At 66.5% G+C, this 24,836-nt stretch carries 16 protein-coding genes and 1 pseudogene; 12 read left to right on the plus strand and 5 right to left on the minus strand.

Translation table 11 applies throughout. The features are described from left to right. Nucleotides 1–155: 155 nt before the first annotated feature. Nucleotides 156–596, plus strand: a complete 441-nt coding sequence (locus tag ACZ60X_RS23915; RefSeq protein WP_469601886.1) for a carboxymuconolactone decarboxylase family protein — start codon at nucleotides 156–158, stop codon at nucleotides 594–596. Here the strand turns inward: ACZ60X_RS23915 and ACZ60X_RS23920 are convergent. Together ACZ60X_RS23920 and ACZ60X_RS23925 are read right to left on the minus strand one after the other, a co-directional pair. After that, nucleotides 482–1,222, minus strand: a complete 741-nt coding sequence (locus tag ACZ60X_RS23920; RefSeq protein ID WP_469601888.1) for a hypothetical protein — start codon at nucleotides 1,220–1,222, stop codon at nucleotides 482–484. The genes ACZ60X_RS23915 and ACZ60X_RS23920 overlap by 115 nt on opposite strands. Before the next feature lie 5 nt (nucleotides 1,223–1,227). After that, nucleotides 1,228–1,731: pseudogene (locus tag ACZ60X_RS23925) on the minus strand (carbohydrate binding domain-containing protein); the annotation flags it as partial. Between the two features lie 55 nt (nucleotides 1,732–1,786). Between ACZ60X_RS23925 and ACZ60X_RS23930 the strand changes: the two are divergent. Next, nucleotides 1,787–2,239, plus strand: coding sequence for a DUF6314 family protein (locus tag ACZ60X_RS23930; protein ID WP_469601891.1), 453 nt, complete (start codon nucleotides 1,787–1,789; stop codon nucleotides 2,237–2,239). 26 nt (nucleotides 2,240–2,265) lie between these two features. On the opposite strand, the gene ACZ60X_RS23935 is transcribed toward ACZ60X_RS23930, so the two are convergent. After that, nucleotides 2,266–2,703 carry a GNAT family N-acetyltransferase gene (locus ACZ60X_RS23935; RefSeq protein WP_469601893.1) on the minus strand — a complete coding sequence of 146 codons (438 nt, stop codon included), beginning with the start codon at nucleotides 2,701–2,703 and terminating at the stop codon, nucleotides 2,266–2,268. 48 nt (nucleotides 2,704–2,751) lie between these two features. Between ACZ60X_RS23935 and ACZ60X_RS23940 the strand changes: the two genes are divergently transcribed. Beyond that, nucleotides 2,752–3,366, plus strand: coding sequence for a DUF6461 domain-containing protein (locus ACZ60X_RS23940; RefSeq protein ID WP_469601896.1), 615 nt, complete (start codon nucleotides 2,752–2,754; stop codon nucleotides 3,364–3,366). Here ACZ60X_RS23940 and ACZ60X_RS23945 read toward each other — a convergent pair. Next, entirely contained in the window at nucleotides 3,363–4,796 is a 1,434-nt protein-coding gene (locus ACZ60X_RS23945; RefSeq protein WP_469601899.1) for an aminotransferase-like domain-containing protein, read from the minus strand. The two genes, ACZ60X_RS23940 and ACZ60X_RS23945, sit on opposite strands and share 4 nt — an antisense overlap. Between ACZ60X_RS23945 and ACZ60X_RS23950 the strand changes: the two genes are divergently transcribed. Beyond that, on the plus strand, nucleotides 4,795–5,706 hold the full coding sequence (locus ACZ60X_RS23950) for a DMT family transporter (protein WP_469601902.1): 912 nt from the start codon (nucleotides 4,795–4,797) through the stop codon (nucleotides 5,704–5,706). The genes ACZ60X_RS23945 and ACZ60X_RS23950 overlap by 2 nt on opposite strands. Nucleotides 5,707–5,724: 18 nt before the next feature. After that, nucleotides 5,725–5,922, plus strand: coding sequence for a DUF1918 domain-containing protein (locus ACZ60X_RS23955; protein WP_469601905.1), 198 nt, complete (start codon nucleotides 5,725–5,727; stop codon nucleotides 5,920–5,922). 1 nt (nucleotide 5,923) lies between these two features. Here ACZ60X_RS23955 and ACZ60X_RS23960 read toward each other — a convergent pair whose 3' ends face one another. Beyond that, complete coding sequence (locus tag ACZ60X_RS23960) at nucleotides 5,924–7,168, minus strand: glycoside hydrolase family 10-like protein (protein WP_469601908.1); 1,245 nt, start codon at nucleotides 7,166–7,168, stop codon at nucleotides 5,924–5,926. A gap of 168 nt (nucleotides 7,169–7,336) precedes the next feature. On the opposite strand from ACZ60X_RS23960, the gene ACZ60X_RS23965 reads away from it, so the two are divergent. From ACZ60X_RS23965 to ACZ60X_RS23995, 7 genes are all read left to right on the plus strand, one after another. Further along, on the plus strand, nucleotides 7,337–8,209 hold the full coding sequence (locus tag ACZ60X_RS23965; RefSeq protein WP_469601911.1) for a 3-hydroxybutyryl-CoA dehydrogenase: 873 nt from the start codon (nucleotides 7,337–7,339) through the stop codon (nucleotides 8,207–8,209). Between the two features lie 824 nt (nucleotides 8,210–9,033). Beyond that, on the plus strand, nucleotides 9,034–9,450 hold the full coding sequence (locus tag ACZ60X_RS23970) for a hypothetical protein (protein ID WP_469601914.1): 417 nt from the start codon (nucleotides 9,034–9,036) through the stop codon (nucleotides 9,448–9,450). A gap of 135 nt (nucleotides 9,451–9,585) precedes the next feature. After that, nucleotides 9,586–11,628 (plus strand): FxSxx-COOH system tetratricopeptide repeat protein, encoded by a 2,043-nt coding sequence (fxsT, locus tag ACZ60X_RS23975; RefSeq protein ID WP_469601917.1) that lies wholly within the window; start codon nucleotides 9,586–9,588, stop codon nucleotides 11,626–11,628. Nucleotides 11,629–11,969: 341 nt separating this feature from the next. Beyond that, nucleotides 11,970–12,290 carry a transposase gene (locus tag ACZ60X_RS23980; RefSeq protein ID WP_469601920.1) on the plus strand — a complete coding sequence of 107 codons (321 nt, stop codon included), beginning with the start codon at nucleotides 11,970–11,972 and terminating at the stop codon, nucleotides 12,288–12,290. A gap of 140 nt (nucleotides 12,291–12,430) precedes the next feature. Further along, nucleotides 12,431–17,764: a DEAD/DEAH box helicase gene (locus ACZ60X_RS23985; RefSeq protein ID WP_469601923.1), complete on the plus strand. Its 5,334-nt coding sequence runs from the start codon at nucleotides 12,431–12,433 to the stop codon at nucleotides 17,762–17,764. After that, a complete protein-coding gene (locus ACZ60X_RS23990) occupies nucleotides 17,764–20,694 on the plus strand; it encodes a helicase-related protein (RefSeq protein WP_469601925.1) in 2,931 nt (976 codons plus the stop codon). The genes ACZ60X_RS23985 and ACZ60X_RS23990 overlap by 1 nt, the downstream gene beginning before the upstream one ends. Continuing rightward, entirely contained in the window at nucleotides 20,691–24,836 is a 4,146-nt protein-coding gene (locus tag ACZ60X_RS23995; protein WP_469601928.1) for an Eco57I restriction-modification methylase domain-containing protein, read from the plus strand. Before ACZ60X_RS23990 ends, ACZ60X_RS23995 begins: the two co-directional genes overlap by 4 nt.

Below are 24,836 nucleotides of genomic sequence, written 5' to 3' on the forward strand. Positions count from 1 at the left end.
GGGCTGGTCACCGACCCGGGCGAGCTTCTACGTCTACAACACCCCGGCCGAGATGGACGCGCCGGCGGACGGGGCCAGGGCGGCCCAGCGGTACTTCGGTCGCTGAGCCGCACCCGCTTGACCTTGAGTGCGCTCCAACTCCTAGCGTTGCGGCCATGAGCAACGCACAGAGCACCACCCGCGACGAGCGCTTCGCCCACGGCCTCGAGGTCCTGAAGAAGGTCGACGGGGAGGCCGGGCAGCGGGTCGTCGACTCCCTCGCCGACATCAGCCCCGAGCTGGGCCACCAGGTCGTCGCCTGGGCCTTCGGCGAGATCTACGACCGCCCCGGACTCGCCCCGCGCGACCGCCAGTTGGTCACCTTGGGCATGCTGACCGCACTCGGCGGCTGCGAGGCCCAGCTGGACGTGCATGTGAACGCGGCCCTGAACGTGGGCCTCACGCCGGAGGAGATCACGGAGGCGCTGGTGCACTCCGCCGTCTACTGCGGCCTGCCGAAGGCGCTGAACGCCACCTTCGCCGCGAAGAAGGTCTTCGCCGAGCGCGGGCTGCTGCCGCTCGGGCAGCAGCCCGCGCGGGAGGCTGCTTCCGCCTGATCCGGAGGAACGTGACGGAGTTCGCCGGGAAGGTGGGGGTGAACCTGTCGGCGACCCCGGTGAAGGTGGACGTGACCGGCGCGACGGCCGTCGCCGTCTCGCTGTCGACCCCGTCCGGGGCGGCGGCCGGCGTGGTCACCCCGGCCCTGGACGACACCTTGGCGCCGCCGAGGCCGATGGTCGTACGGGCCGCCGAGGACTGGTCGTTGACGACCTTGACGATCAGCTCGCCGGTCCTCGCGTCCCGGGTGACGACCTGGCGGAACGGCTCGGCCGGTCTCGACGGAGCCGGGCCCGGAGATCAGCGTGGACTTGCCGCCGTCCACGGCCATGGTGTTCTGGGCGGTGGTGTCGGTCTGGACGTACTGGCCGTCCTGGACGCTCCAGCTGCCGGTGCCGGTGCGGGTCCACTTCGAGGCGTCACCGGAGAAGTCGTCGCCGGAGAAGTCGTCGCCGGAGAAGTCGTCGCCGAGCAGGGTCGAGCCGTCGGCGGCGGCGACCTTCACGTCGCCGTAGGCGGCGCTGGTGTTCCAGGTGGACAGGCCGACGGCGCCGGTGATGGGGCCGCCGGCGTTCGGCGTGGTGGTGGCCGCGCTCGGCACCACCCGGTCGCCGACGTCGTTCATGAACAGCTGGGCTCGCGCTTGTAGGTGTCGCGGGGGAGGAGGGAGACCACGTCGAGGGCAGCGGCGGCGCTGGAGCCGACGGTGAGCCGGCCGGTGCTGCCGGTACGGGTCGCGGTGAAGCCGGCGCGGTATCGCGCCCAGCCGTCCTTCCGCCCCTTGATCCGCCGGCCGGCGGCGAGGGTGCCGCCCGCGTCCTGGAGGCTGACGGTGAGCGTGGTGCCGGCGTCGGGGCGGGCCCAGACCGAGAAGTCGTCCTGCCGGCCGTCCTGGACGGCGATGCCGGTGTTGTAGCCGGAGCTGGTGACCGACGAACCGGCGCCCAGCGAGAGATCGGCGCGGTTGCGGTCGTCGAGACGGCCGGAGTCGTCGCGGACCCGGGTGCTGCCCGAGACCGTCCAGGCGGTCAGCGGGGTGTACGACGCGTTGTCGGCGGTGGAGTACTCGAAGGACCGGTTCTGCACCGGCTCGGCGTACAGACCGCCGTCGGCGGCGCGGTTGACGTCCTCGAAGGCACTGTTGTGAGCACGTCAAAGCAGCGGACGGGGTGAGCCGTAAGCTCGACACATGCACGCACCGCCGCCGTACTGGCCGATCGCCGACGTCCTGGCCCATCTGGCCGGGCGCTGGCACGTCGAGCGGAGCGTGCGGGACCTGACGAGCGGGGAGGAAGGGCAATTCCGCGGGGCGACCCTCTTCAGCCCGCTGGACGGCGGCGGGCTGCTGCACGAGGAGTCCGGCGACTTCACCTGGCGGGGCGTGACCCGGCCCGCGACCCGGACCCTGCGCTTCCTGCCGGGCGCCGCCCCGGGCACGGCGGACGTGCGGTTCGCCGACGGGCGGCCCTTCCACCCGCTGGACCTCAGCACCGGGCGGTACGTCGCCGACCACCCGTGCGCGGCCGACCTCTACCGAGGCGAGTTCACCGTCCGGAACGCCGGCCACTGGCGCACGGTGTGGCGGGTCGGCGGCCCCGTGAAGGACCTGCTGCTGACCACCGACTACACGCGCGAGAGCTGAACACGACCCGCCCGGGGGGGACTTCGTCAGCCGAAGTAGTGGAGCATCCACCGCTCGGGACGGTCCAGCGGCTGGAAGCCCACCTTCTGGTACACCCCGTGCGCGTCCTCGGTGGCGAGCAGGATCCGGCGCACACCGTACGGCTCGATGTGCGCGCGGATGCGGCCGACGAACGCCGTGCCGATCCCCTTGCCGCGCGCCGACGGGTCGACGTACACGTCCGCGAGCCAAGCGAACAGCGCGTGATCGGTGACCACGCGCGCGTACGCCACCTGCGCCCCCGAGGCCCGCTCGTACACCCCGAAGTTCAGCGAACCCGCCATCGCCCGCTCATGCCGCTCGCGCGGCCGGTCGAGCGCCCAGTAGGTGTCGGTCGACAGCCAGCGGTGGACGCGGTCGACGTCGACGCGGGCGGTGTCGGCGGAGAACTCGTAGCCGTCGGGGAGTTCGGGTAGATCGCTCACAAGCCGATGTTCGCAGAACTGTCAGTGGCACCTGACATGATTTTCGCCATGGACGAGATCACCACGGCCGCCGACCACGGCTGGCTCAAGGAGCGGCACAAGGACCTCCTGGAGGCCTACTGCCTCACGCTGGTGCGGGACATGACGCCTGGTCAGCTGCTCCGGGAGCTCGGCGCGCAGCCGGACGGGCGGGTGACCGGCGTGGCCGGGCTCGCCGAGCCGTCGTACGACGCGTGGGACGAGTACGAGGACGAGAAACTGCTGGTCGGCGTCGCGGCGGTCGGGAACTGGACGGTGATGGTCGAGTACAACGGGTTCGTCGGCAGCACCGCGCCGGTCATGCTGCCGATATCCCGGGGGCGTACGGTCGTCTCCCACTTCCGCAACGTCAACGCGGTCGACCACTTCCACTGGTTCGAGGACGGCACCGAGCGCCTGCACTTCGAGCCGCTCTTCCCGGCCCAGCGGGACGGCAGCGACCCGGACGCCCTGCTCACCGAGATGCGCGAGGCCGGGTTCGATCTGCGCCCCGGCGACGAGCGGGACTTCGCCCTGCACACCGAGGCCGCCTTCGCGCTCGCCGAGCGCATCACCGGAGTGCGGCTGACACCCGAACTGTTCGCGTCGCTGGAACTGGACTGCGCGCTGGTGACGCTGCCCTAGAGCACCTCGTCACAGGCCGCCCGCAGCCGCCGTACGCCCTCCGCGATCTCGCCGGTGCCGGCGACCGCCGCGAAGCTCAGCCTCAGGTGGGCCGCGGGGGGTTCGGCGCTGAAGTAGGGGCGGCCCGGGGTGAGGGCGACGCCCGCGCGGAGGGCGGCCGCGGTGAGGGCGGACTCGTCGGTGCCGTCGGGCAGGCGCAGCCAGAGGTGGTAGCCGCCGGAAGGGATGTGCGGCAGGGCGAGTTCGGGCAGGCGCGAGGCCAGCGCCGCCGTCATCGCGTCCCTGCGCTCCTTCAACGCGGCCGAGATCGCCCTCAGATGGCGGGGCCAGGCCGGGGAGCCGACCAGTTCCAGGGCCGCCTCCTGCAGCGGCCGGGGGACGAAGAAGCTGTCCACGACCTGGATGGCGCGCAGCCGTTCCAGCACCGGCCCGTGCGCGGCCAGGGCGCTCACCCGGAAGCTGGGCGAAGTCGCCTTGGTCAGCGAGCCGACGTGCACGACGACGCCGTCCGGGTCGTCGGCGGCCAGTGGGCGGGGCAGGGGGCCGGCGTCGGCGTGCACCAGGCGCCGCACGAAGTCGTCCTCGACGACGAACGCGCCCGCCTCGCGGGCGATGCGCAGCACCTCGGCGCGCCGGCCGGGGGCCAGCACGGCGCCGGTGGGGTTCTGGAACAGCGGCTGGCACACGAACACCCGGGCGCCGCTGGCCCGGAAGGCGTCGGCGAGCAGCTGGGGGCGCACCCCGTCGGGGTCCACGGGCACCGGCACCGGGCGCAGTCCGGCCGCGCGGGCGAGGGCCAGCATGCCCGGGTAGGTCGGCGACTCCACGAGCACGGGGGCGCCGGGCGGGGCGAGCGCGCGCAGGGCGGTGGCCAGTGCGGACTGCCCGCCGGCCGCGATCAGCACCTCCGCCGCGGTGACGGCCCCGCCGATCCCGCGTGCGAACCACTCCCGCAGCTCCGCCAGCCCCTCCAGCGGCGGCCGCCCCCACGCGCCGGGCCGCCGTCCCGCCCGCGCCAGGGCCGCCGCCATGGCGCGCTCGGGCTGCAGGGACGGGTGCAGATAGCCGCCGTTGAACTCCAGCACGCCGGGCGGCGGCGCGGCCAGCGAGACGGTGACCCCGGAGGCGTCCACCGTGCGCGGTACGAGTTCGGCGGCGCCGTCGGCGCTCAGCGCGACCTCCTGCCAGGAGGTGTCCCCGGCCGGGGTCCCGGCCGTGCGGGGCCGCGCGCGGAAGGCACCGGCTCCGGGTCGGGTGACCACCAGTCCCTCGGCGGCCAGCTGGGCCAGGGCCCGCGAGACGGTGACCGGGCTCACCCGGAACCGCTCGACCAGGGCCCGGCTCGACGGGAGCTTTCCGCCCGGAGAGTAGCGCTCAAGGTCTCGCCGTAGCTGTTCTGCCAGTTCACTCACGCTGCTACGCTGGTGCATGAAGACACAGAGTAGCGCTACTGCACCGACCTCGATAGCGGTCACCGCTCCGCGCGAGCGGCGCGGCCTCGGTACCGCCCTGGCCTTCCTCGGCGTCGCCTCCTTCTCGCTCACCTTCCCGGCCACCGCCTGGGGCCTTCAGGGCTTCGGCCCGTGGTCGCTGGTGGCCGCGCGCTGTGTCCTCGCGGCGCTCGTCGCGGGCGGCTGTCTGCTCGTGCTGCGGGTACCGCTGCCGGAGCGACGGCACCTGCCCGGCCTCGCCGTCGTCGGCGCCGGGGTCGTGCTGGGCTTCCCGATGCTGACCACGCTCGCCCTTCAGACCTCCACCACCGCGCACGCCGCCGTCGTGGTCGGGCTGCTGCCGCTGACCACGGCCGTGTTCTCGGCGCTGCGCACGGGCAGCCGCCCCTCGCGCCGCTTCTGGCTCGCCGCGCTCGCGGGCGCCGCGGCCGTGGTCGCCTTCACCCTCGCCCAGAGCGGCGGCGCGCTCACGGCCGCCGACGGCTTCCTCTTCGGGGCGCTGCTGGTGTGCGCCGCCGGATACACGGAGGGCGGCCGGCTGGCCCGGGTGATGCCGGGCTGGCAGGTCATCGGCTGGGCGCTGGTGCTGTGCGCGCCGCTGGCCGTCCCGGGCGCCGCGGTGGCGCTGGCGTACGAGCCGGTGCACCTGACCTTCCACGGGATCGCCGGTCTGCTCTGGGTGGCTCTGGGCTCGCAGTTCCTCGGTCTGGTCGTCTGGTACCGGGGCATGGCGGCCATCGGCATCCCGCGGGCCAGCCAGTTGCAGTTGGCCCAGCCGCTGCTCACACTGGTGTGGTCGGCGCTGCTGCTGGGCGAGCACTTCACGACGGCCGCTCCCGTGACCGCCGTGGCCGTGCTCGTGTGCATCGCCGTCACTCAGCGGTCGTGAGCGTGAGGAGGGCCCGACATGCGCGCTTCCAAGGGCGACAAGCTGGTGCAGCACGGCAGGGTGGTCGGCCAGCACGACCAGGAGTCCGAAGTCGTCGAAGTGATGGGCGACAAGGGCGAACCGCCCTACCGGGTGCGGTTCCCGGACGGACATGAGGCGATCATGTCGCCGGGGCCGGACTGCCAGGTCAAGCACCAGGACAGGCAACAGCAGTGACTCACCGCGGTGGTTTCGCCGGTCGCCCGTAGTGATCGGCGACCACGCGCGCCATCGCACCGATCGGGTCCGCCGCCATGTCCTTGGCGGCGAAGAAGACGTGCCCGCGCACCTGCGGGCAGCGTGCGGCGAGCGTGAGGTGCCGGGACAGCTCGACGGGGTCCTGCCAGGCCGGGGGCTGTCCGGCGGCTCCGGCCTTGTACAGGGCCTCGCCGATGTACAGCCGTGTCGCCGTGCCCTGCGCGACCGACGCCCACCAGTCGACCAGCTTCGCGTAGTCGGCGGCGGCGAAGCCGATGTTCCAGTAGATCTGCGGGACGATGTAGTCGATCCAGTGCTCGCGCACCCAGCGGCGGGTGTCCGCGTAGAGATCGTCGTACGTCTGCACGCCCGCCCGGGTGTCGGAGCCCCGGGAGTCGGTCGAGGCGTTGCGCCACACCGCGAAGGGGCTGATCCCGAACCGGGTGCCGGGCCGGACGCGCCGGATGCCGGCCGCCGTCTCCCGCACCAGCTTGTCGATGTTGTCCCGCCGCCACGCGGCCCGGCTGCCGAATTCGCCGCCGTAGCGGTCGTAGGCCGCGTCGTCGTCGAAGGTCTGCCCGGCGACCGGGTACGGGTAGAAGTAGTCGTCGAAGTGGACGGCGTCGACCGGGTACTTCGCGACCGCGTCGAGCATGGCCCGCCGGACGAAGGCGCGGACCTCGGGCAGGCCGGGGTTGTAGTAGAGCTTCCCGCCGTAGGTCACCACCCAGTCGGGGTGCCGGCGGGCCGGGTGCGTGGGGGCGAGCCGGCCGCGGTCGGACTGGAGCGAGATCCGGTACGGGTTGAACCAGGCGTGCAGCTCCAGCCCCCGGCCGTGGGCCTCGGCGACGGCGGTGCCGAGCGGGTCCCAGCCCGGGTCCCGGCCCTGGGTCCCGGTGAGGTACTCCGACCAGGGCTCGTACGGGGACGGCCACAGCGCGTCGGCGGTCGGCCGCACCTGGAGCAGCACGGTGTTGAGCCGGTCCCGCACCGCCTTGTCGAGGTAGGCGACCAGCTCCCTGCGCTGCTCGTCGGCCGGCAGGCCGGGCCGGGAGGGCCAGTCCCCGTTGCTGACGGTCGCCAGCCACACACCCCGCATCTCGGCCCTCCCCCGCGGCCGGCCCCCCGGCTGCTCCCCGGCGCGCGGCAGGGCCGCCGCACCGGGCGCCCCGGCCAGGGTCGACAGCGCCGCCAGCGCGAAGGCCCGCCGCGACAACCGCCCCATCCCAGACCCCCATACACTCCGGATCCGTCCCGTCACGGATCGTCCCGCGCTCCAGGATGTCTCTACCCGGGCGATCGATCATCGATACTTGGCGGTAACGTGCACGATCGGAGCAGGCGCCGAAACCCGGTGGTCCTGCCAGTGCCGTAGATCAGCGAAGGGGTCGATGTGACGGGCATCCCAGCGGGAGACATCGCACGCGTCGGAGTCGTGGGCTGCGGCCAGATGGGCGCGGGCATCGCCGAGGTGTGCGCCCGCGCCGGACTGGACGTGAAGGTCGCCGAGACCACCGGCGAGGCTCTGGAGATCGGCCGCACCCGGCTGCACAACTCCCTGGCCAAGGCCGCCGAGCGCGGCAAGATCAGCGAGGCGGAGCTGGACGCCACGCAGGCGCGGCTGAGCTTCACCACGGATCTCGGCGAGTTCGCCGACCGCGACCTCGTCATCGAGGCCGTGGTGGAGAGCGAGCCGGTGAAGACGGAGATCTTCCAGGTGCTCGACCAGGTGGTGACCCGCCCGGACGCCATCCTGGCCTCCAACACCTCCTCGATCCCGCTGGTGAAGCTGGCGGTCGCCACCTCCCGCCCGGACCATGTGGTCGGCATCCACTTCTTCAACCCGGCCCCGGTGCAGAAGCTGGTCGAGCTGATCCCCGCGCTGACCACCTCCGAGGGCACCCTCAGCCGCGCCCAGCTCTTCGCCGAGAAGGTGCTCGGCAAGCACGCCATCCGTGCCCAGGACCGCTCCGGCTTCGTGGTCAACGCGCTGCTCGTGCCGTACCTGCTCTCCGCGATCCGGATGTTCGAGTCGGGCATCGCCAGCCGCGAGGACATCGACAACGGCATGGAGATGGGCTGCGCCCACCCGATGGGCCCGCTGAAGCTGTCCGACCTGATCGGCCTGGACACGATCGTGTCCATCGCCAACTCGATGTACGCCGAGTACAAGGAGCCCCTGTACGCCGCTCCCCCGCTGCTGCAGCGCATGGTCGAGGCGGGACGGCTGGGCCGGAAGACCGGCTCGGGGTTCTACACGTACTAGCGAGTGCGGCGACGCCGCCAAGTGGCGCTGTTCCAGGGCGAGTTCACCCGGACCAGCACCCACGGCGGCGCTGCCGCGGGGTGACTCTCTCGGCGCCCGCCAGGTCCTTATCCGCGCATCCTCGCCCAGCTCATGTGGACTGCACGGGGACACGGCCTGGTGAGCGGCATCGGCCGACATCAAACCGGCCCTGACCTGGGACTTTGTGTCTTTCCAAGCTGTCAGGGCCTTTCCCGCTTACTCAGCGGAAAATCCCTGGAAAGTCCCTGGGACAGAGCTGAAAGTCCCTGAAAAGTCCCTGGTTCAGAGCGGGCCGTCCAGCGCTTGCGAGTCCCCGCACGGGTGTCGCGGGTAGCCGGGTTCGAACCCGGGACCTGGGCATTACGAGGGCCTGCAAGATCGTGACGTGTACTGCCGGGCGATCACGCAAGGTCCTGTTTCGCATGGTCAAAACCTTTGAACCTCGCGGCATGACGCCAGATCCAACGGGTGCTGCCCTGCCCCCTCACGCATCGCTCACGCGGCATCCACCTCCACCGCTGTCCGCCGAGGGCCGCCCTTCACGCTCGAGGCCGGCTACGAGCAGCGTGGCCTCGCAGGTGCACGTGGTGCCGCACAACGCCTCCCTTCGATCGTCACAGCCCGCCGGCATGGTGCTGCATGTCGCAGGCCGACCCATATGCCAGCCTCTGCGAGGACCGAGCGACGACGATCTGCCCCCCAGGGGCCTCGCAACCCAGATCGGTGCCGACTTCTGATGACGCAACGGGCCCATATGCGTAGGGTGGGCAGTGAGTTCGGACATGACGCTCCTGGGGGTAGCTATGGCTGTCGAGATCGTGGACCTCATCGAGCAGACAGGCCCGTATCTGTCGGCCGCCATGGCTGCGTACGGAGGTGCTGTGCTCTCGCGCGTAGAAAATGCTGCAGCAGATGCGACGGCTTCGACGGGGCGACGAATTCTCCGGGCTGTGTGGCATCGCGGGGACGAGCGAGAGCAATCAGCCTTGGAAGCTGCGATTCAAGACGTAGCCTCGGCACCACATGACAGCGATGCCTCAGCAGCGCTACGACAGCAGATCAAACGAGCCTTGCGTAGTGATGCTGAATTGATGCAACAGATCGCAGAACTAGTCTCAGAGGCGGGGGTTCCCCGCGTGACGGTAACTGCCAGCGGTGAGCGTTCTATCGCCGCACAACACCTGAATGGTGTTGCGATAACCGGCGATGTCCAGAAGTGAAGGTCTGAACGCACCTTGAGTGTCACAGATGATGACTCATTGGAGTCGAGTAGGACGGTCGCACGCGGGAATCGTTCGGTCGCTGCTCAGTACATATTCGGAACTGTAATCACAGGCGACGGTGCACAAGTCACAGTGTTGCCTACTGGCGCAATCCCCTCTCCTCGCGAGTACCCTCCGCCCCGCAGCCTATCAAACCTGCCGGGCCCCACGACCCACCTGTTCGGCCGAGAGCCAGAGTTGCGAGAGTTACATCAAGCGCTGGTTACCGACGCTGCTGCAGCACCCATCAAGGCTCACGTTATCCACGGGATGGGCGGTGTAGGAAAGACCACGTTGGCCCTGCACTACGCACACCGACACTTGCAATCTGGATACTATTCGGCGACATGGTGGATTTCCGCCGAGAAACCCGAGCGAATTGATGAATCCCTTGCAAATCTAGCTGTAGCCATTCACCCCCATTTGACAAACATTTCATTTGAATCTCAGGTGTCATGGGCTGTGGCCTGGCTTCAATGCCATGATGGATGGCTGCTGGTCTTCGATAACGCAGAAAACGCCGCCGACTTGCGACCATATCTGGGCAAGCTCACCGGCGGCCACCATTTGATCACTAGTCGACGAGCCTCAGGTTGGTACAAGGTTTCACCCCACTCCTCCCTAGATACCCTTGATTCACAGGCTGCGGTTGAACTGCTTCACGCCCTGGTCATCCCAGGGCGGAAACCCACTGCGGAACAACAGCAAGCAGCGGCCGTCCTGGCTTCAGAATTGGGATACCTCCCCCTGGCATTGGAGCAAGCCGGCGCATACATAAGTCAGACGAGCACGAACTACGTCGACTACCACGCCGCTTTGCCAGTACTGCTCGATCACGCTGCGGAAGGAATAGACCCGCAACGCACGATTGCCCGCATCTGGACTCTTGCGGTTGACACCATCACGGCCCGCAATTCGCTGGCCATCAACGTCCTGAGTATCCTCGCCTGGTACTCACCCAACATCTTCCCACGACGCAGGCTATCCAAAGCACTACAACCGCTCACTAAGAATCCTGAGGAGATTAACCACGCACTCGGATTGCTGAGCTCCTACAATTTGATCACCCTGACAGAGTTTAGCATTTCCGCCCACCAGCTCTTACTCGCCGTACTGCGGATTGATGATGAAAAACAATCCCGCAGCTACCCCGAGGAAAAGGGCGACACAATCCCAATCGGGAAGCAGCTTGCAGAATCCATCATGCTCAGATGCCTCCCGTCGCAGGGAGCAGAAAATGAAGAGCGTCAACATTGGGATGGCCTACTGCCCCACATCTATGCACTGGCGAGCTCTACACCTCCACAGCTCATCTCGGAGACCCTCCGCGACGTTTGCATTTTGACTGTAAGGCAGCTTGAAAGCCGCGGAATCTGGGCGGGTCAGGTTCCCCTACGCGAACTAATCCTTACTCACCGTCAAGAAACTCTGGGACACCATCACCCTGACACCCTTGCCAGTCACGCACGACTAGCTGACGCGTGCAAGAATTCGGGTGACTACGAGCGCTCCATCTCACTTTACGAGGAGCTATTAATTGCCCGCAAACAGCACTTCAGCGAGGACGAGATTGCCACCCTTTACGATCGTCACAATCTGGCATTAGCCCATGCGGCAGCGGGCGATACGTTTGACGCCATCAAACTGCTAATGGAAACACTTAAGCAAGCCCAGCATATACTTGGACATGAACACTCAGACACCCTTACCATCCGCAGAAACCTTGTTTCCATATACGTTGAGACAGGCGACTTTGAGCTTTCAATCCCTCTTCTAAAGAAGGAATGCGAGCGAGCCCTAGTCGTAAATGGATTGGAGCACAGCGATACGCTTTCACTCCTGAATCAACTCGCTCGCACCTATTCAGTGACAGGCGACTTCCTGCAAGCGATTGACATGCACCGTGCGATCCTTGGCGTCCGCAAGCAAATGCTCGGCGAGGATCACGTGGACACCCTTAACAGTCGTTACAATCTAGCCGACACCTATCTCTCAGCGGGCGATTGGGAGGCTGCACTTCCGCTATTTGAGGACACCTTCGGTAAATCGCATGCCATCCTCGGAGCCACCCATCCACAAACTGCTATCATCAGAGAGAAGCTAAATGTCGTTCGTCGGCGGATGGGTGAGTCATAACCTTTCTACACCTCCAGTTCACCAATCAACTGGTTGACCTCGCTCAATTGCGCATCAAGTCAGTGCCCGACCACGTTGCCCGGAGTACATGCTTCCCGAGGCGAATTTCAAACTCGTTCACGCTGCCCCCTTGGGTGTTTGATTCGCGATGACCAGAGTGCACAAGGTCGCCTAAAATGATCCGGTCGCCGCCTGCTTCCAGCCGTCCAACGAGACCTGAGGCCCGTTGGTGAGATACCGCCGAAGTGCGCTCTGGCCATGGTGTCCACGAACTCCTCCGGGATGGATCCTAAGGCTCCCCTCCTACTGTGGAGACCTTGACCGGAGGGATAGTTGGAGTCATGGCATCCAAGAAGCGCCTCTACGATGCGGAGTTCCGCGAGGGGGCGGTACGGATCGTGACGGAGACCGGGAAGCCGATCCCGGAGGTGGCCGCGGATCTGGGTATCCACCCCGGGACCTTGCACAGTTGGGTGTCGCGGGCGAGGCGTAACGGGTCGCCGTCGTCGGACCGGCCGGTGGCCGAGCCGCCGGGTGGCCGTCTGCGGGAGAGTGAAGGCGCCGAGCTGGAGCGGCTACGGGCCGAGGCGAGGGACAAGGACAAGCGCATCCGCAAACTGGAGATGGAGCTTCCCAATCAGGATGTCAAGCCGCGGTGGTGACACCCTCGCCGAGGGACTGCCCGCATAGATCGTCTCCACGCTGCGAGGGGATGGACAGGACGCATCCGGCGCGGAGGGGTCATTACTTCGACTACGGTAAGGGCGCGTAGGTGACGGAGTCAGGCAAGGAGTGCTGAGCGGTGGACGCGTTCAAGGTGCACAGGCGGCTCATAGATGACTACCGCTCGTTCACCACCAGCGCCGTCGACATCCGTGACCCGAAGATCGCCGAACACGTCCAACGGGAACAGGCCAAGGGTCGGCAGTGGCCGGATCCGTGGTTGTCCCTGACTCCCATGTTCGCGCCTGGCGACACGGTCGAGGAGCTGGCGGATCCCTCCTCCGCGGTCTTGCATCCGGACGCAGCGACGATCTTCCGTCGGCGTACACCGGAGAATGCCGAGGGCACCTCGCTGCTCCTTCATCGGCACCAGCGGGACGCTATCGATCTCGCCCAGCAGGGCAAGAGCTACGTCCTGACGACCGGCACCGGATCTGGCAAGAGCATGGGCTACATCATGCCCATCGTGAATCATGTGCTGCGGAATCCCGAGCCGCAACAGACCACTGCGATCATCGTCTACCCGATGAACGCGCTGGCCAACAGCCAGGTCGAGGAGCTGAAGCGCTACCTGGATGCCGGAGCTGCGGCTGGCGCCCGCCAGGTGACTCATGCTCTGTACACCGGGCAGGAGTCGCAAGAGCGCCGGGACGAGATCCTTCAGCGCATCAAGCCGGACATCCTGCTGACCAACTTCGTCATGCTGGAACTGATGCTCACTCGTCCCGAGGAGCGCAGGCGGCTGCTGGCACTGCTCGGCGGCTTGAAGTTCCTCGTTCTCGACGAACTGCATACCTATCGGGGCCGGCAGGGCGCCGATGTGGCCCTCTTGGTGCGCCGGCTCAAGCAGGCAGCCGGCGCCTCGGACCTCCAGTTGATTGGGACCTCTGCCACGATGGCCAGTGGCACCCTACGCAACCAGCAGAAAGAGGTCGCGGCGCTCGCCACCCGGATCTTCGGCACCCCGCTGGGACCCGATCAAGTCATCGTCGAGACGCTGACTCGGGCCACTCCCGAACGAGATCTCGACAAGGCGGATCTGACCAGCGTCGTCGACGGTGAGACACCGCCCGAGTCCTACGCAGACTTCCTTGCGCACCCATTCGCCGCCTGGCTCGAGGAAACGTTCGGACTCACCAGGGACGAAAGCGACCCCGACCGGCTGGTCCGCCGGAAGCCGACCACGGTGCGCGCTGCCGCCCAGCGGCTCGCAGTAGCTACCGAAAGGCCTCGCGCGCTCTGCGAGGAAGCCATCCAGCGGTGGTTGCAGTCCGGTACTGCTCTCGGAGACCTTGCTACCGGTCGCAAGGCCCTGGCCTTCCGGCTGCACCAGTTCCTCTCCAAGGGGGACACGGTGTACGCCAGTCTGGAGGGCCCCGACGAGAGATTCTTGACCACCAATTACCAGGTAATGGTGCCGGGGGATCAGCACAAGGTGCTGGTTCCGCTGTCGTTCTGTCGGGAATGCGGCCAGGACTACGCCGTGGTCGCACGCTGGTCCAAGGACGGGGATACCCGCTACACCGGTCGTCGCGAGAGCGAGGTGGACGGCGGCCAGGCCGAGGAGGGCTATCTGCTCTTCGCCCGCTGGAACGACGACGTGGCCTGGCCGACCGAGGCGAAGGCACAACGGGAGCGTCTTCCGGATTCCTGGCTGGAGGAGGACGATCGCCACGGTACTCGGGTGCGATCCAGTCGTCGCAAGTCACTCCCACAGCCGGTGTATGTAGCGCCGGACGGACTGCAGGTTCAGCAGGGGGACTCCGACGGGCGACGGGCGACTTTCCTACCGGGGCGCTTCCGGTTCTGCCTGCGCTGTGGTGTCAGTCACGAGTCGGCCCGTCAGAACGATTTCGGCAAGCTCGCCTCTCTTGACGCTGAAGGCCGCTCCAGTGCGGCCACGATCATGGCGACCAGCATCCTGCGGAGCCTTCGGTCTGCCGAGGTAGACCTCACCGAGCCTGAGCGCAAGCTGCTCACCTTCGTGGACAACCGGCAGGACGCCAGCTTGCAAGCCGGCCACTTCACCGACTTCGTCATGGTGTCACTGACCCGCGCCGCGTTGTACCAGGCGATGGAGGACGCGGACAAGGAAGGCACCGAGATCACCCATGAGAACCTCGCCGCCAAGGTCGCCCAGGCGCTGGGGTTGCAGTTCCATGACTATGCGCGCGGTACCCGGCCGCAGATGCGCCAGCGCAGGGATGCGGAGCGGGCGCTACGGCACGTGATGGAATACCGGGTCTTCCAAGACCTGATGTGGGGCTGGCGGGTGACCATGCCCAACCTAGAGCAGACCGGTCTGCTGCGGCTGGAGTACATGTCGCTGGACGAGCTCGCCGCAGATGACGAGTGCTGGACGTCGGCGACCGAGGTGTCGGCCGGGATGCCCACCGACCGGTGGGCGGCGGCCTCAGCAGAGCTCGCCGGGCTCACGGCACAAGATCGTTCGGTCATCGCCGAGACACTGCTGAATCTGATGCGCCGGTACCTCGCAGTACAGGCGGCGTGCCTGACCGATGAGGGCCACGAGCAGACGATGACGCTCTGTGCCAACCGGCTCAAGGAGCCGTGGGCTCTTCCTGTGAACGACCAGCGGCCCAATCCGGGTATTGCCTGGGCGGGTCGGCAGAGCGGTCGTTACCGGGGAAGGCTGGACTGGTTCGTCTCGGCCCGCGGCGGGTACGGCCTGTGGCTGCGCAAGTTCTTCCCCCAGCTGGACACTGGGCAGCGGCAGGACGTCATCCGTCGCTTGTTCGTCGCGCTTGAGGAAGCTGAACTCGTCAAGTGTGTCGGCGAGGAGCAAGGGCTCCGCGGGTATCGAATCGATGCCGGCTCGTTGATCTGGCGCAAGGGAGAAGGAGAGGAGCCCGCTCCCGATCCAACTCGCCGGAATACCAAGGATGGTGGCCGGGTCAATCCGTACTTCCGCGATTTCTACCGCCAGACGGCCCGCGAGCTTGCAGGGCTCTATGCACGCGAACACACAGCGCAGGTTATTGCGGAAGATCGACGCAAGCGCGAGGAGGCGTTCCGCAAGGGTGAGTTGAAACTGATGTACTGCTCGCCGACGATGGAGCTCGGTGTGGACATCGCCGACCTGTCTACGGTGGCGATGCGTAACGTCCCACCGTCCCCGGCCAACTATGCGCAGCGCAGCGGCCGGGCGGGGCGGGCAGGGCAGGCGTCGCTGGCGGTCACCTACTGCGCCACCGGCAACAGTCATGACCAGTACTACTTTCGGCGCTCCTCGCAGATGGTGGCTGGCAAGGTGGAGCCGCCGCGATTGGACTTGGGCAACGAAGAACTGATCCGTGCCCACATCCACGCGGTGTGGCTGGGCGCGACCTCGGACTCCTTGGGACGCACGCTCACTTCGCTGGTGGACACCGACGATCCCACGCTGCCGATCAAGCCCGATATCTGGGAGCAGCTGTGCTCAGCGGAGGCGCGCGAGCGGGCGCTCGTCCTTGGCCAGCAGCTGATCGATTCAGTCGGGAATGAAGTCTACGAGGCGCTGTGGTACCGAAGCGATTGGGTGCAGCGGGTAGTGGACCGTGCCCCCGACGAGTTCGACGCGGCCCTGGGACGCTGGCGCGAGATGTACGCGACGGCGTTGCTGGACCAGACGGCGCAGCTGGCTGCGACCAACGACCCTAACGCCACTGCCCGCGCTCGCCGGGTCGCCAAGTCCAGGCTGGATGAGCTGATCCAGCAGCTGTCACTGCTGCGGAACGACGCCAGCGATCACTACCAGAGCGACTTTTATCCGTACCGCTACTTCGCCGCGCAAGGCTTCCTGCCCGGGTACGCATTCCCCAGGCTGCCGCTGGCCGCGTACATTCCCGGAGTCCGCGGGTCGGTGCGCAACCGCGACGACGGGGATTACGTGCACCGGCCCCGGTTCCTTGCGATCACGGAGTTCGGCCCGCGTGCCTTGATCTACCACGAGGGCTACCGGTACGAGGTGCATCGCATCCAGCTGCCCACCACATCCTCACCGGAGGCGCGGGTCCAGACCGAGGAAGCCCGTACCTGCGGCACCTGCGGATACCACCACGACCGGCGGCCCGATGGTGCTGAGATGTGCGAGTCCTGCGGTGCGCGTCTGCCCGCTGAGCCGGAGAAGAATCTGCTGCGCCTGTCGAGCGTCACCACGCGGCGCCGGGAACGGATCTCGTCGGACGAGGAGGAACGCCAGAAAGCCGGCTTCGAAGTACAGCTCAGCTACCGGTTCACAGGTCCACGTTTGGAGGCGGAGGCGGTCACCCCAGACGGAACCGCGGTTGCCGAACTCTGCTACGGGGACGCGGCGACGGTGCGCATCACAAACGTCGGCCACCGCCGTCGGCGTCCTGGCCAGCGGGGCTTCTTCCTTGATCCGCTCACCCGTACCTGGCTGCGAAACCAGGAAGCGGACGACGCCTCCGATATCGACGAGGCTGTCCCCGACACGGCGGATGAACAGCAGTCCAAGGCCAAGCAGCTCGTCGTCCCATATGTCCAGGACACCCGTAACGTGCTGGTGGTCAAGCCGGAGCAGGAACTCAGCCGGCGGCAATTGATCACCCTGCAGTACGCCTTGGAACGTGGCATCGAGCGGCGCTTCCGGCTGGAAGACTCCGAGCTGGACAGTTATCTGCTTCCCGACACCGACCGCCCCAGCCGGATCCTGTTTGTAGAGTCCGCCGAGGGCGGAGCGGGATCACTCAAGCAGCTCGTGCAGCAGCCCCATCTGATCGGTGAGGTTGCCCAGGAGGCTCTGTCCATCGCTCACTTCACCTCGACAGGTCAGGACCTTCACCGGGCTCCGCTCTCTGACGACCAGCAGGAGCTGCTGGACAGCGGGGAGGAGGACCAGGAGGGTCCGGACCCCTGCGAATGGGCCTGCTACGACTGCCTGTTGTCCTTCAGTAATCAGCACTGGCATCACGAAATCAATCGTCATGAGACGGTCGACCTGTTGGTGGACCTCGGCGCGGCCCAGGTAGCGGGCATGGACGCAAGTGAGGAACAGGAGCACGCGCGGCTACTCCTGCAAGCCGCGGACACTCCGAGTGAGAAGCGGTTTATTCAGTGGCTGTACGACAACGGCTACCGACTGCCACACACCGCGCAGGCATATCTCAACGACGCCCGGGTACGTCCGGACTTTGTCTACCAGCCGACTACGGCGGTCTTCCTCGACGGACCCGTGCACGAGCGCCCCTCGGTTCAGGAACGGGACCTCGCCGCCGAAGACCGTCTCGACGACATCGGGTGGGCGGTGATCCGCGTCTCGGCCGAGGAAAGCACCTGGGCTGAGGCCGTGGCGCGCGCCCCCGAGATCTTCGGACCTGCTGGCGAGCGCCCACGGCCACCGCTGAACGACACGCCCGGTGAGGGCATGGACACCCCTGGAGAGCCTCGCTGATGCCCGCCGTCACCGATTTCCAGCCCGGCACGCTGGTACGCACCCGCGGGCGCACCTGGGTCGTCCTGCCCAGCAGCGACGACGTGTTGTTGCAGCTACGGCCGTTGGGCGGCAGCCAGGACGAGACCGCAGGCGTACTGCGTCGGGTGGAGAAGGTACGACTCGACAGCTTCGCCCCGCCGACCCTGGAAGACCTGGGGGACTCGGTCAGCGCCGGACTGCTGCGCAGTGCCCTGCGGATCGGTTTCCGCTCGGGTGCCGGCCCTTTCCGCAGCTTGGCCTCGCTGGCTGTGGAGCCGCGCCCGTATCAGTTGGTGCCGCTGTTGATGGCGCTGCGTATGGAGACGGTGCGGTTGCTGATCGCCGATGACGTCGGCGTCGGCAAGACCATCGAGGCCGGGCTGATCGCCGCCGAGTTGCTCGCTCAGGGCGACGCCAAGCGGCTGGCGGTGCTCTGCAGTCCGCACCTGGCTGATCAGTGGCAGGAAGAGCTGCGCAGCAAGTTCCATATCGACGCCGAGGTGGTCCTCGCCTCCACGTGGGGCAGGCTGGAACGCAACCTGCCGTGGGGCCGTCGGCTCTTCCAGCACTACCGTCATGTGATCGTCTCCACAGAGCTGGTCAAGAACCCGGAGCGTCGCAAGGCATTCCTGCGAGACTGTCCTGACCTGGTGATAGTGGACGAGGCTCACAGCTGCGTCGCCGACCCGGACAGTCGCAGAGCGACCGTCCACCAGCGGTATGAGCTGCTCAAGGGGGTTGCGGCCGACCCCACCCGCCATCTCATTCTGGCCACCGCCACCCCTCACTCCGGCAAGCCCGGAGCCTTCCAGAATCTTCTCGGGCTCCTCGACGAGGCGCTGCCGGGGCTCGTCGACAGCAAGAGGGAAGCCGACGCGCGCCGGGTTGCCCGCCACATGATCCAGCGGCGTCGCGCCCATATCCGCTCATACCTGGAAGAGGACACGCCGTTTCCCGAGCGGCTCCCTGCCCAGGAGTACACATACCGACTGACGCCGGCCTACGCGGAATTGCTGCGCGCCATGCTCCGGTACGCCCAGGGCCTCTCCAGCCTCAGCGAGGAGGCCGGGGAGGGCGATGGCGGGCCGACAGTGGAACATCGGGTGCTGTGGTGGTCGCTGCTGAGCATGCTCCAGGCCATGGCGTCCTCGCCGCCGGCAGCGGCGGCCACTCTGCGGGCGCGAGCGGCCACCGCCGACGCCGACACTGTTGAAGAGGCCGACGAGCTGGGCCGCCGTCTGCTGCTCGACCTCGACGCCGAAGCCACCGTCGAAGCTGACGACACCGTGCCTGGGTCCGTTCCCGACGACACCGCCGATGACGCAGGTGCCCAGGAACATGCCCCCGGTTCACGCGGCGCGCAGCTCAGAGGACTCGCCCGCCTCGCGGACCGGATCAGCCCTGCCAACGACGCCAAGCTGCAGCTCCTGATCAAGGAGGTGGCACGGCTTGTCGATGAAGGCCACGACCCCATCGTCTTCTGCCGCTACATCCCCACGGCCGACTACGTCGCCAAGGAACTGGCCAAAGCCTTGGGACGGCGCAAGACGAAGGTGACGGTGGCGTCCGTCACTGGCGTCCTGCCACCGGCTGTACGCGAAACAGAGATCGCCAAGCTCGCAGACGCCGACGCCGAGCGGCGGGTCCTGGTCGCCACCGACTGTCTTTCTGAAGGCATCAACCTCCAAGAGCACTTCGACGCTGTCATCCACTACGACCTCGCCTGGAACCCCACCCGCCATGAGCAGCGGGAGGGCCGCGTCGACCGCTTCGGGCAACGTCGGCCCACCATCCACATCGGGGTGATCTACGGCAGCGACAACCGCATCGACGCCCTCGTCCTCGATGTACTGCTGCGCAAACACGAGGCCATTCGGCGGTCCACCGGCGTCTCCGTGCCTGTGCCCGGCGACGGTGGCACCCTGCTTGGCGTCATCGCGGAGCGCCTCCTCATGTCGGCGCCGGCGTCCGGGCAGGACACGGAACAGCTCACTCTCGAATTCGCGCCCGAGGACGAGGCGGCCTTGCGTAGCCAGACCGACGACCTGCATGGCCGCTGGGACGATCTGGCCGCTCAGGAAGTGGCTACCCGCAGCCGCCTCGCACACCTGACCATCGACTCCCGGCACGTTGCCGAGGAACTCGCCGAAGTGCGAGCGGCGTTGGGCCCTCCGGAGGAAGTCGCCGCCTTCACCCGCTCTACGCTGGCCGCCCTCGATAGCGGCATTTCAACGACCGACGGCGGCTTCACCGCGACCACCGACATGCTGCCCGCCCCGATCCGCGACGCCCTGCCGCCTCGCCACTCCAACCCGCTACCCTTCCGCAGCGGCGTGCCGGTTCCTCGCGGAGAAGCCGGCCTGGTGCGGACGGATCCTGTCGTGGCAGCCATCGCCCAGTACGTCTTGGACGGCGCCTTGGACACGGCCCTGCCCGGACACCGTCGCCCAGCGAGCCGCTGCGGTGTCATCAAAACCGATGCCGTCACGCGCCGCACCGTCCTGCTCCTGGTTCGGTTCCGATTCACCCTCGCTCTTCCCAGCCGCAGTGGCCCCCGGCCTGTGATCTCCGAGGACGTGCAACTCCTGGCCTACCGCAGCGCCGACGAGGGCCCCGAATGGCTGCCGCAGGACGAGGTACCAGCCCTCCTCAGTGCCGCCCCTACGGCCAACCCCACAAGCGAACAGGTTCACCGGACTCTTAAGCGTGCACTCGCCGATCTCGAGACGCTCACCCCTGTCCTGAACGAGCGGGCCCAGCAGTACGCGAACCAACTCCTGGCATCGCACCGTAAGATCCGGCAGAGCGTGGAGGCCCGAGTCCGGGGCCTTGATGTCACTCCGCTGCTTCCGCCCGACGTGCTCGGCGTCTACGTCTATCTCCCCGCCGCTACGGGAGGCATCCAGTGAGCCCGCGAGGCACCGTCGGGGATCTGACCGCTGTCCGCGCGGTCGGCTCCCTGCTCCCGCCCGACCTGCTGCTTACCCTCCACCTGGGAAAAGCCCCCGGCAGCAGTCCCATCCCCGGTCTCAACCCGAGTGCCTACCACCTGCTGGACGGCGAAACGCTCCAGGGAGCGACTGAGCACGCGTGGAGCCGCCTCGCCGGAGCCTGGCGTGCCTTCCGCGAGGCCCTGGACAAACAGCCCGAAGGCGACCCGGCGGTCTCCCTCACCCGTAACAAGTGGCTGCTTCCGCTCTTCTCCGAACTCGGCTACGGACGCCTCCCCACCACTCCCGCCATCCGTATCGGCCAGGACTCTTTCCCCATCAGCCACGGCTGGGGCGAGACGCCCCTGCACCTCCTCGGCGCCGGAGTCGACCTCGATCTGCGCACCCCCGGCGTGGCCGGCGCGGTCACCGCCACCCCACGCGCCCTGGTGCAGCAGCTCCTCAACACCCGTGCCCATCCCAGCTGGGGCATCGTCAGCAACGGCCGTAAGCTGCGGCTGCTGCGCAACTCCACGAGCATCGCCACCGCCTCCTACGTCGAGTTCGACTTGGAAGCCATCTTCACTGACGGGCTCTTCAGCGAGTTCTCGGTCCTGTGGCTGCTGCTGCACCAATCCCGCCTGGAACCGCTGAGCACCTCGGGCGGTGAGCAACGCACTGGAGACTGCTGGCTCGAACGCTGGCGCGAGTACGCCATCAAAGAGGGCGCCCAGGCGCTCGACAAGATGCGCGACGGCGTCGAGAAGGCCCTCGCCACATTGGGCACCGGGTTCCTCAGCCACCCGCGCAACGAAGCACTCCGAAAGAAGACCGACCCTGCCCAAGACGGCGGGATCAACGCACGCGCGCTCAATCGGCTCCTGCTGCGTCTGGTCTACCGGCTGCTCTTCCTCTTGGTCGCCGAGGCCCGCGAAGCCCTCCATCCGCCGATGTCCGACCCTCCGACTCAAGAAGAGCTCGCCGCCCGCGAGCGGTACAAACAGTTCTTCTCCGTGACTCGGCTGCGCGACCGCGCCGAGCAGAGGCGAGGGAGCTCCCACGGAGACCTGTGGCAGTCCCTGCTTGTCGTGTTCTCCGCTCTTGGCGACGAGGAAGGACTTCCTGAACTGGCCCTGCCTGGCCTCGGCGGCATCTTCGATCCGGGCAGCCTCGACATCCTGGAGCACAGCGAGATCTCCAACGAGGTACTGCTGGACGCTACACGGGCGCTGACCTTCTTCCGGCAGCGCCCAGGCGCCCCTCTTCAGCGAGTGGACTACCGCCACCTCGGGGCTGAAGAACTCGGCAGCATCTACGAGTCGCTGCTGGAGCTCGAGCCGCAATTCGACCAGCTCGGGCGCACCTACACGCTGGAAGTGCTCCCCGGCAACGAGCGGAAGTCAACCGGCTCCTACTACACACCCAGTTCCCTCACGGACTTGCTGCTGCGCACCACACTGGATCCGCTTCTGGATGAGGCCGACAACTCCGACGACCCCGAAGAGGCTCTCCTCGCTCTTACCGTCTGCGATCCCGCCTGCGGTTCTGGACACTTCCTGGTCGCCGCTGCCCGCCGTATTGCCACTCGTTTGGCCGCGCACCGCGAGCACGAGGCCATTCCCTCGGACGAGGGAGTACGCCACGCCCTGCATGAGGTGATCGATAAGTGTATGTATGGCGTGGACCGCAATCCGCTCGCTGTCGAACTGGCGAAAGTGAGCCTGTGGCTGGAAGCGATGGAGCCAGGCAAGCCGCTCGCGTTCCTCGATCCTCAAATTCGTCTCGGCAATGCACTCCTCGGTGCTACGCCAGCGCTTCTCGACGCTGGCGTCCCGGACACGGCGTTCACCATTTTGGAAGGTGACATCAGCCGAATCGCCACGCGGTACCAGCGGCTTAACGAGTCCGAACGGGAGAAAGCATCCACCAAGGATGGCGACGAGCACCTCATGCTCTTCGACACCACCGAAGAGGTGCGTGATCCGGCCCATGGGCTTCATGCCCTAGCGAGCCGACTAGGTACGGACTCGGGTGGCACACTCACTGAGGTCCGGCGTGCTCGCGAGCGCTGGGAGACGTTGGAGACTTCCCCTGCGCGAAAGCATGCTCGTCTCCTTGCAGACGCCTGGTGCGCGGCCTTCGTCTGGCCCAAGACAGGTACACGCGATGCCACTCCTGTCACCCATCACGTCTTCAAACTCTTGCTGGACGACCCCAGCCAAGTCCCAGCGTCGACTCGCACACAGATCACCAGCCTCGCAGACCAATACCAGTTCTTCCACTGGCATCTTGAATTCCCCGGGATCTTCGAAGTCCCCAATGAGACAACCAGCCAAGAGGACGTCAATCAGACCACGGGCTGGCGTGGGGGCTTCTCATGCGTGGCAGGAAATCCACCGTGGGACGTAGTCGAGTTCGAGCACACCAAATTCTTTTCCGTATCGGCTCCTGAAATTGCACAGGCATCGCCTGCCGCCGAACGTAATAAGCTGATCAGTAAACTCGCCACGGAAAACCCTGTACTCCACTCGCGCTACGTCCGCAGGAAGCGCGAGGTGGACGGAGAGCGCAACCTCCTCGCTTCGTCTGGTCGGTACCCCGGAACAGCGTCAGGGAAAGTAAACGTAGCCTTCACCTTTACCGAGTTGGGAATCTCGATCATTCACGCACGAGGACGCTGCGGAGTGATCGTTCCCACGCAAATCTCAACAGGCGCAACAACCGCTGGCTTCTTTGACAATCTCGTGAAGAGCGAGCGCCTCGCAGCCCTTCACGATTTCGAAAACGAAGAGAAGCTATTCCCTGGAGTTCGCAATCATGTGCGATTCTGCTGCCTGACAATCAACGGGATGGAGCGCCCTGTCGACGAGACGGAGTTCAGCTTCTTTTCTCGACATCCACTCCAAGTTTCCGAAAAGATCTACAGGATCAAGCCTGACGAGATCACACTCCTAAACCCCAACACGGGCAACTGCCCTGCCTTCCGGACCAGGCAAGACGCCGAAATCACGTTGAGCATCTACAGGAAACATCCGGTATTGGTTCGGGACACAGGACCTGCCGGAGGCCCATGGAAGGTCCGCTTTCGACAGGGACTCCTTAACATGTCTTCCGACTCCGATGCTTTTCGGAAAGCCGCTGACCTCGAAGAGCGCGACGGCCACTATGACGGATTTCGGTGGTCGGCCCGGGAGGCCAAAGATGGCACCATTTCGACGGACGCCAAAGAACACTTCTTCCTACCGCTGTACCAAGGAAAGTTTTCGCACTTCTTTGATCACCGCTACACAACCTACGAGGGGGCCACGCAGGCGAACCTGAATTCAGGCCGACTGCCTAAAGTTCCCACGGCAAGCAAGCAGGACCCTCAGGCAGAGGTACTGCCACAGTACTGGGTTCGAGCCGACCGCGTAGCCTCAGAGCTGGCCAGTTGGACCACGCGAAAATGGCTTCTGGGTTGGCGAGATGTCGCGAAGTCGGTCGATAGTCGCACTTTCATCACGAGTGTCATTCCACGCAGTGCCGTGGGCCACAAGTTTCCATTGCTCGACATCGGGAGTGGTCCAGTAGCCGCATTCATCGCGATGATTTCCAGCTACGCTTTCGACTATGTTTCCCGACAAAAAGTCACCTCTGCGGGAATGGCATTCTTTACGGTCAAGCAGCTACCCGTCCCAGAGCCAGAGGAATTGGACGGCTTCCGCAGTTGGTCCAACGGTCGCACGCTAGCCGAGTGGATGAGGCCACGAGTGTTGGAGCTCATTTACACGTCATGGTCGATGCAACCCTTTGCTTGGGACCTCCAAGATACGGAGCCGCCTTTCGTCTGGGACGACGAGCGTCGAACCGTATTGCGCGCCGAACTGGATGCTGCCGCATTCCACGTGTACGGGCTAGAAAGGGACGAGGTGGAGCACGTCATGGACAGCTTTTTCGTCGTCCGCAAGGACGAGGAGAAAGCGTACGGCGAGTTCCGCTCCAAACGGCTGATCCTAGAGCGTTACGACACGATGGCTGCTGCCGAACACGGCGAAGCGTACGTGTGCCCGCTCACCCCAGCGCCAGGAGAAGGGCAGCGGCACAGCGAGGATTCTCGCCCCCCGTGGGCGGAAGTTGGCTGA

The organism is Streptomyces sp. NPDC104106, from assembly GCF_055584345.1.

Coding starts and splice junctions, on each gene's coding strand:
- ACZ60X_RS23915 (WP_469601886.1), top strand. CDS start 156: ATGAGCAACGCACAGAGCACCACCCGCGACGAGCGCTTCGCCCACGGC.
- ACZ60X_RS23955 (WP_469601905.1), top strand. CDS start 5,725: ATGCGCGCTTCCAAGGGCGACAAGCTGGTGCAGCACGGCAGGGTGGTC.
- ACZ60X_RS23980 (WP_469601920.1), top strand. CDS start 11,970: ATGGCATCCAAGAAGCGCCTCTACGATGCGGAGTTCCGCGAGGGGGCG.
- ACZ60X_RS23960 (WP_469601908.1), bottom strand. CDS start 7,168: ATGGGGCGGTTGTCGCGGCGGGCCTTCGCGCTGGCGGCGCTGTCGACC.
- ACZ60X_RS23940 (WP_469601896.1), top strand. CDS start 2,752: ATGGACGAGATCACCACGGCCGCCGACCACGGCTGGCTCAAGGAGCGG.
- ACZ60X_RS23945 (WP_469601899.1), bottom strand. CDS start 4,796: ATGCACCAGCGTAGCAGCGTGAGTGAACTGGCAGAACAGCTACGGCGA.
- ACZ60X_RS23990 (WP_469601925.1), top strand. CDS start 17,764: ATGCCCGCCGTCACCGATTTCCAGCCCGGCACGCTGGTACGCACCCGC.
- ACZ60X_RS23930 (WP_469601891.1), top strand. CDS start 1,787: ATGCACGCACCGCCGCCGTACTGGCCGATCGCCGACGTCCTGGCCCAT.
- ACZ60X_RS23920 (WP_469601888.1), bottom strand. CDS start 1,222: ATGAACGACGTCGGCGACCGGGTGGTGCCGAGCGCGGCCACCACCACG.
- ACZ60X_RS23950 (WP_469601902.1), top strand. CDS start 4,795: ATGAAGACACAGAGTAGCGCTACTGCACCGACCTCGATAGCGGTCACC.
- ACZ60X_RS23970 (WP_469601914.1), top strand. CDS start 9,034: ATGGCTGTCGAGATCGTGGACCTCATCGAGCAGACAGGCCCGTATCTG.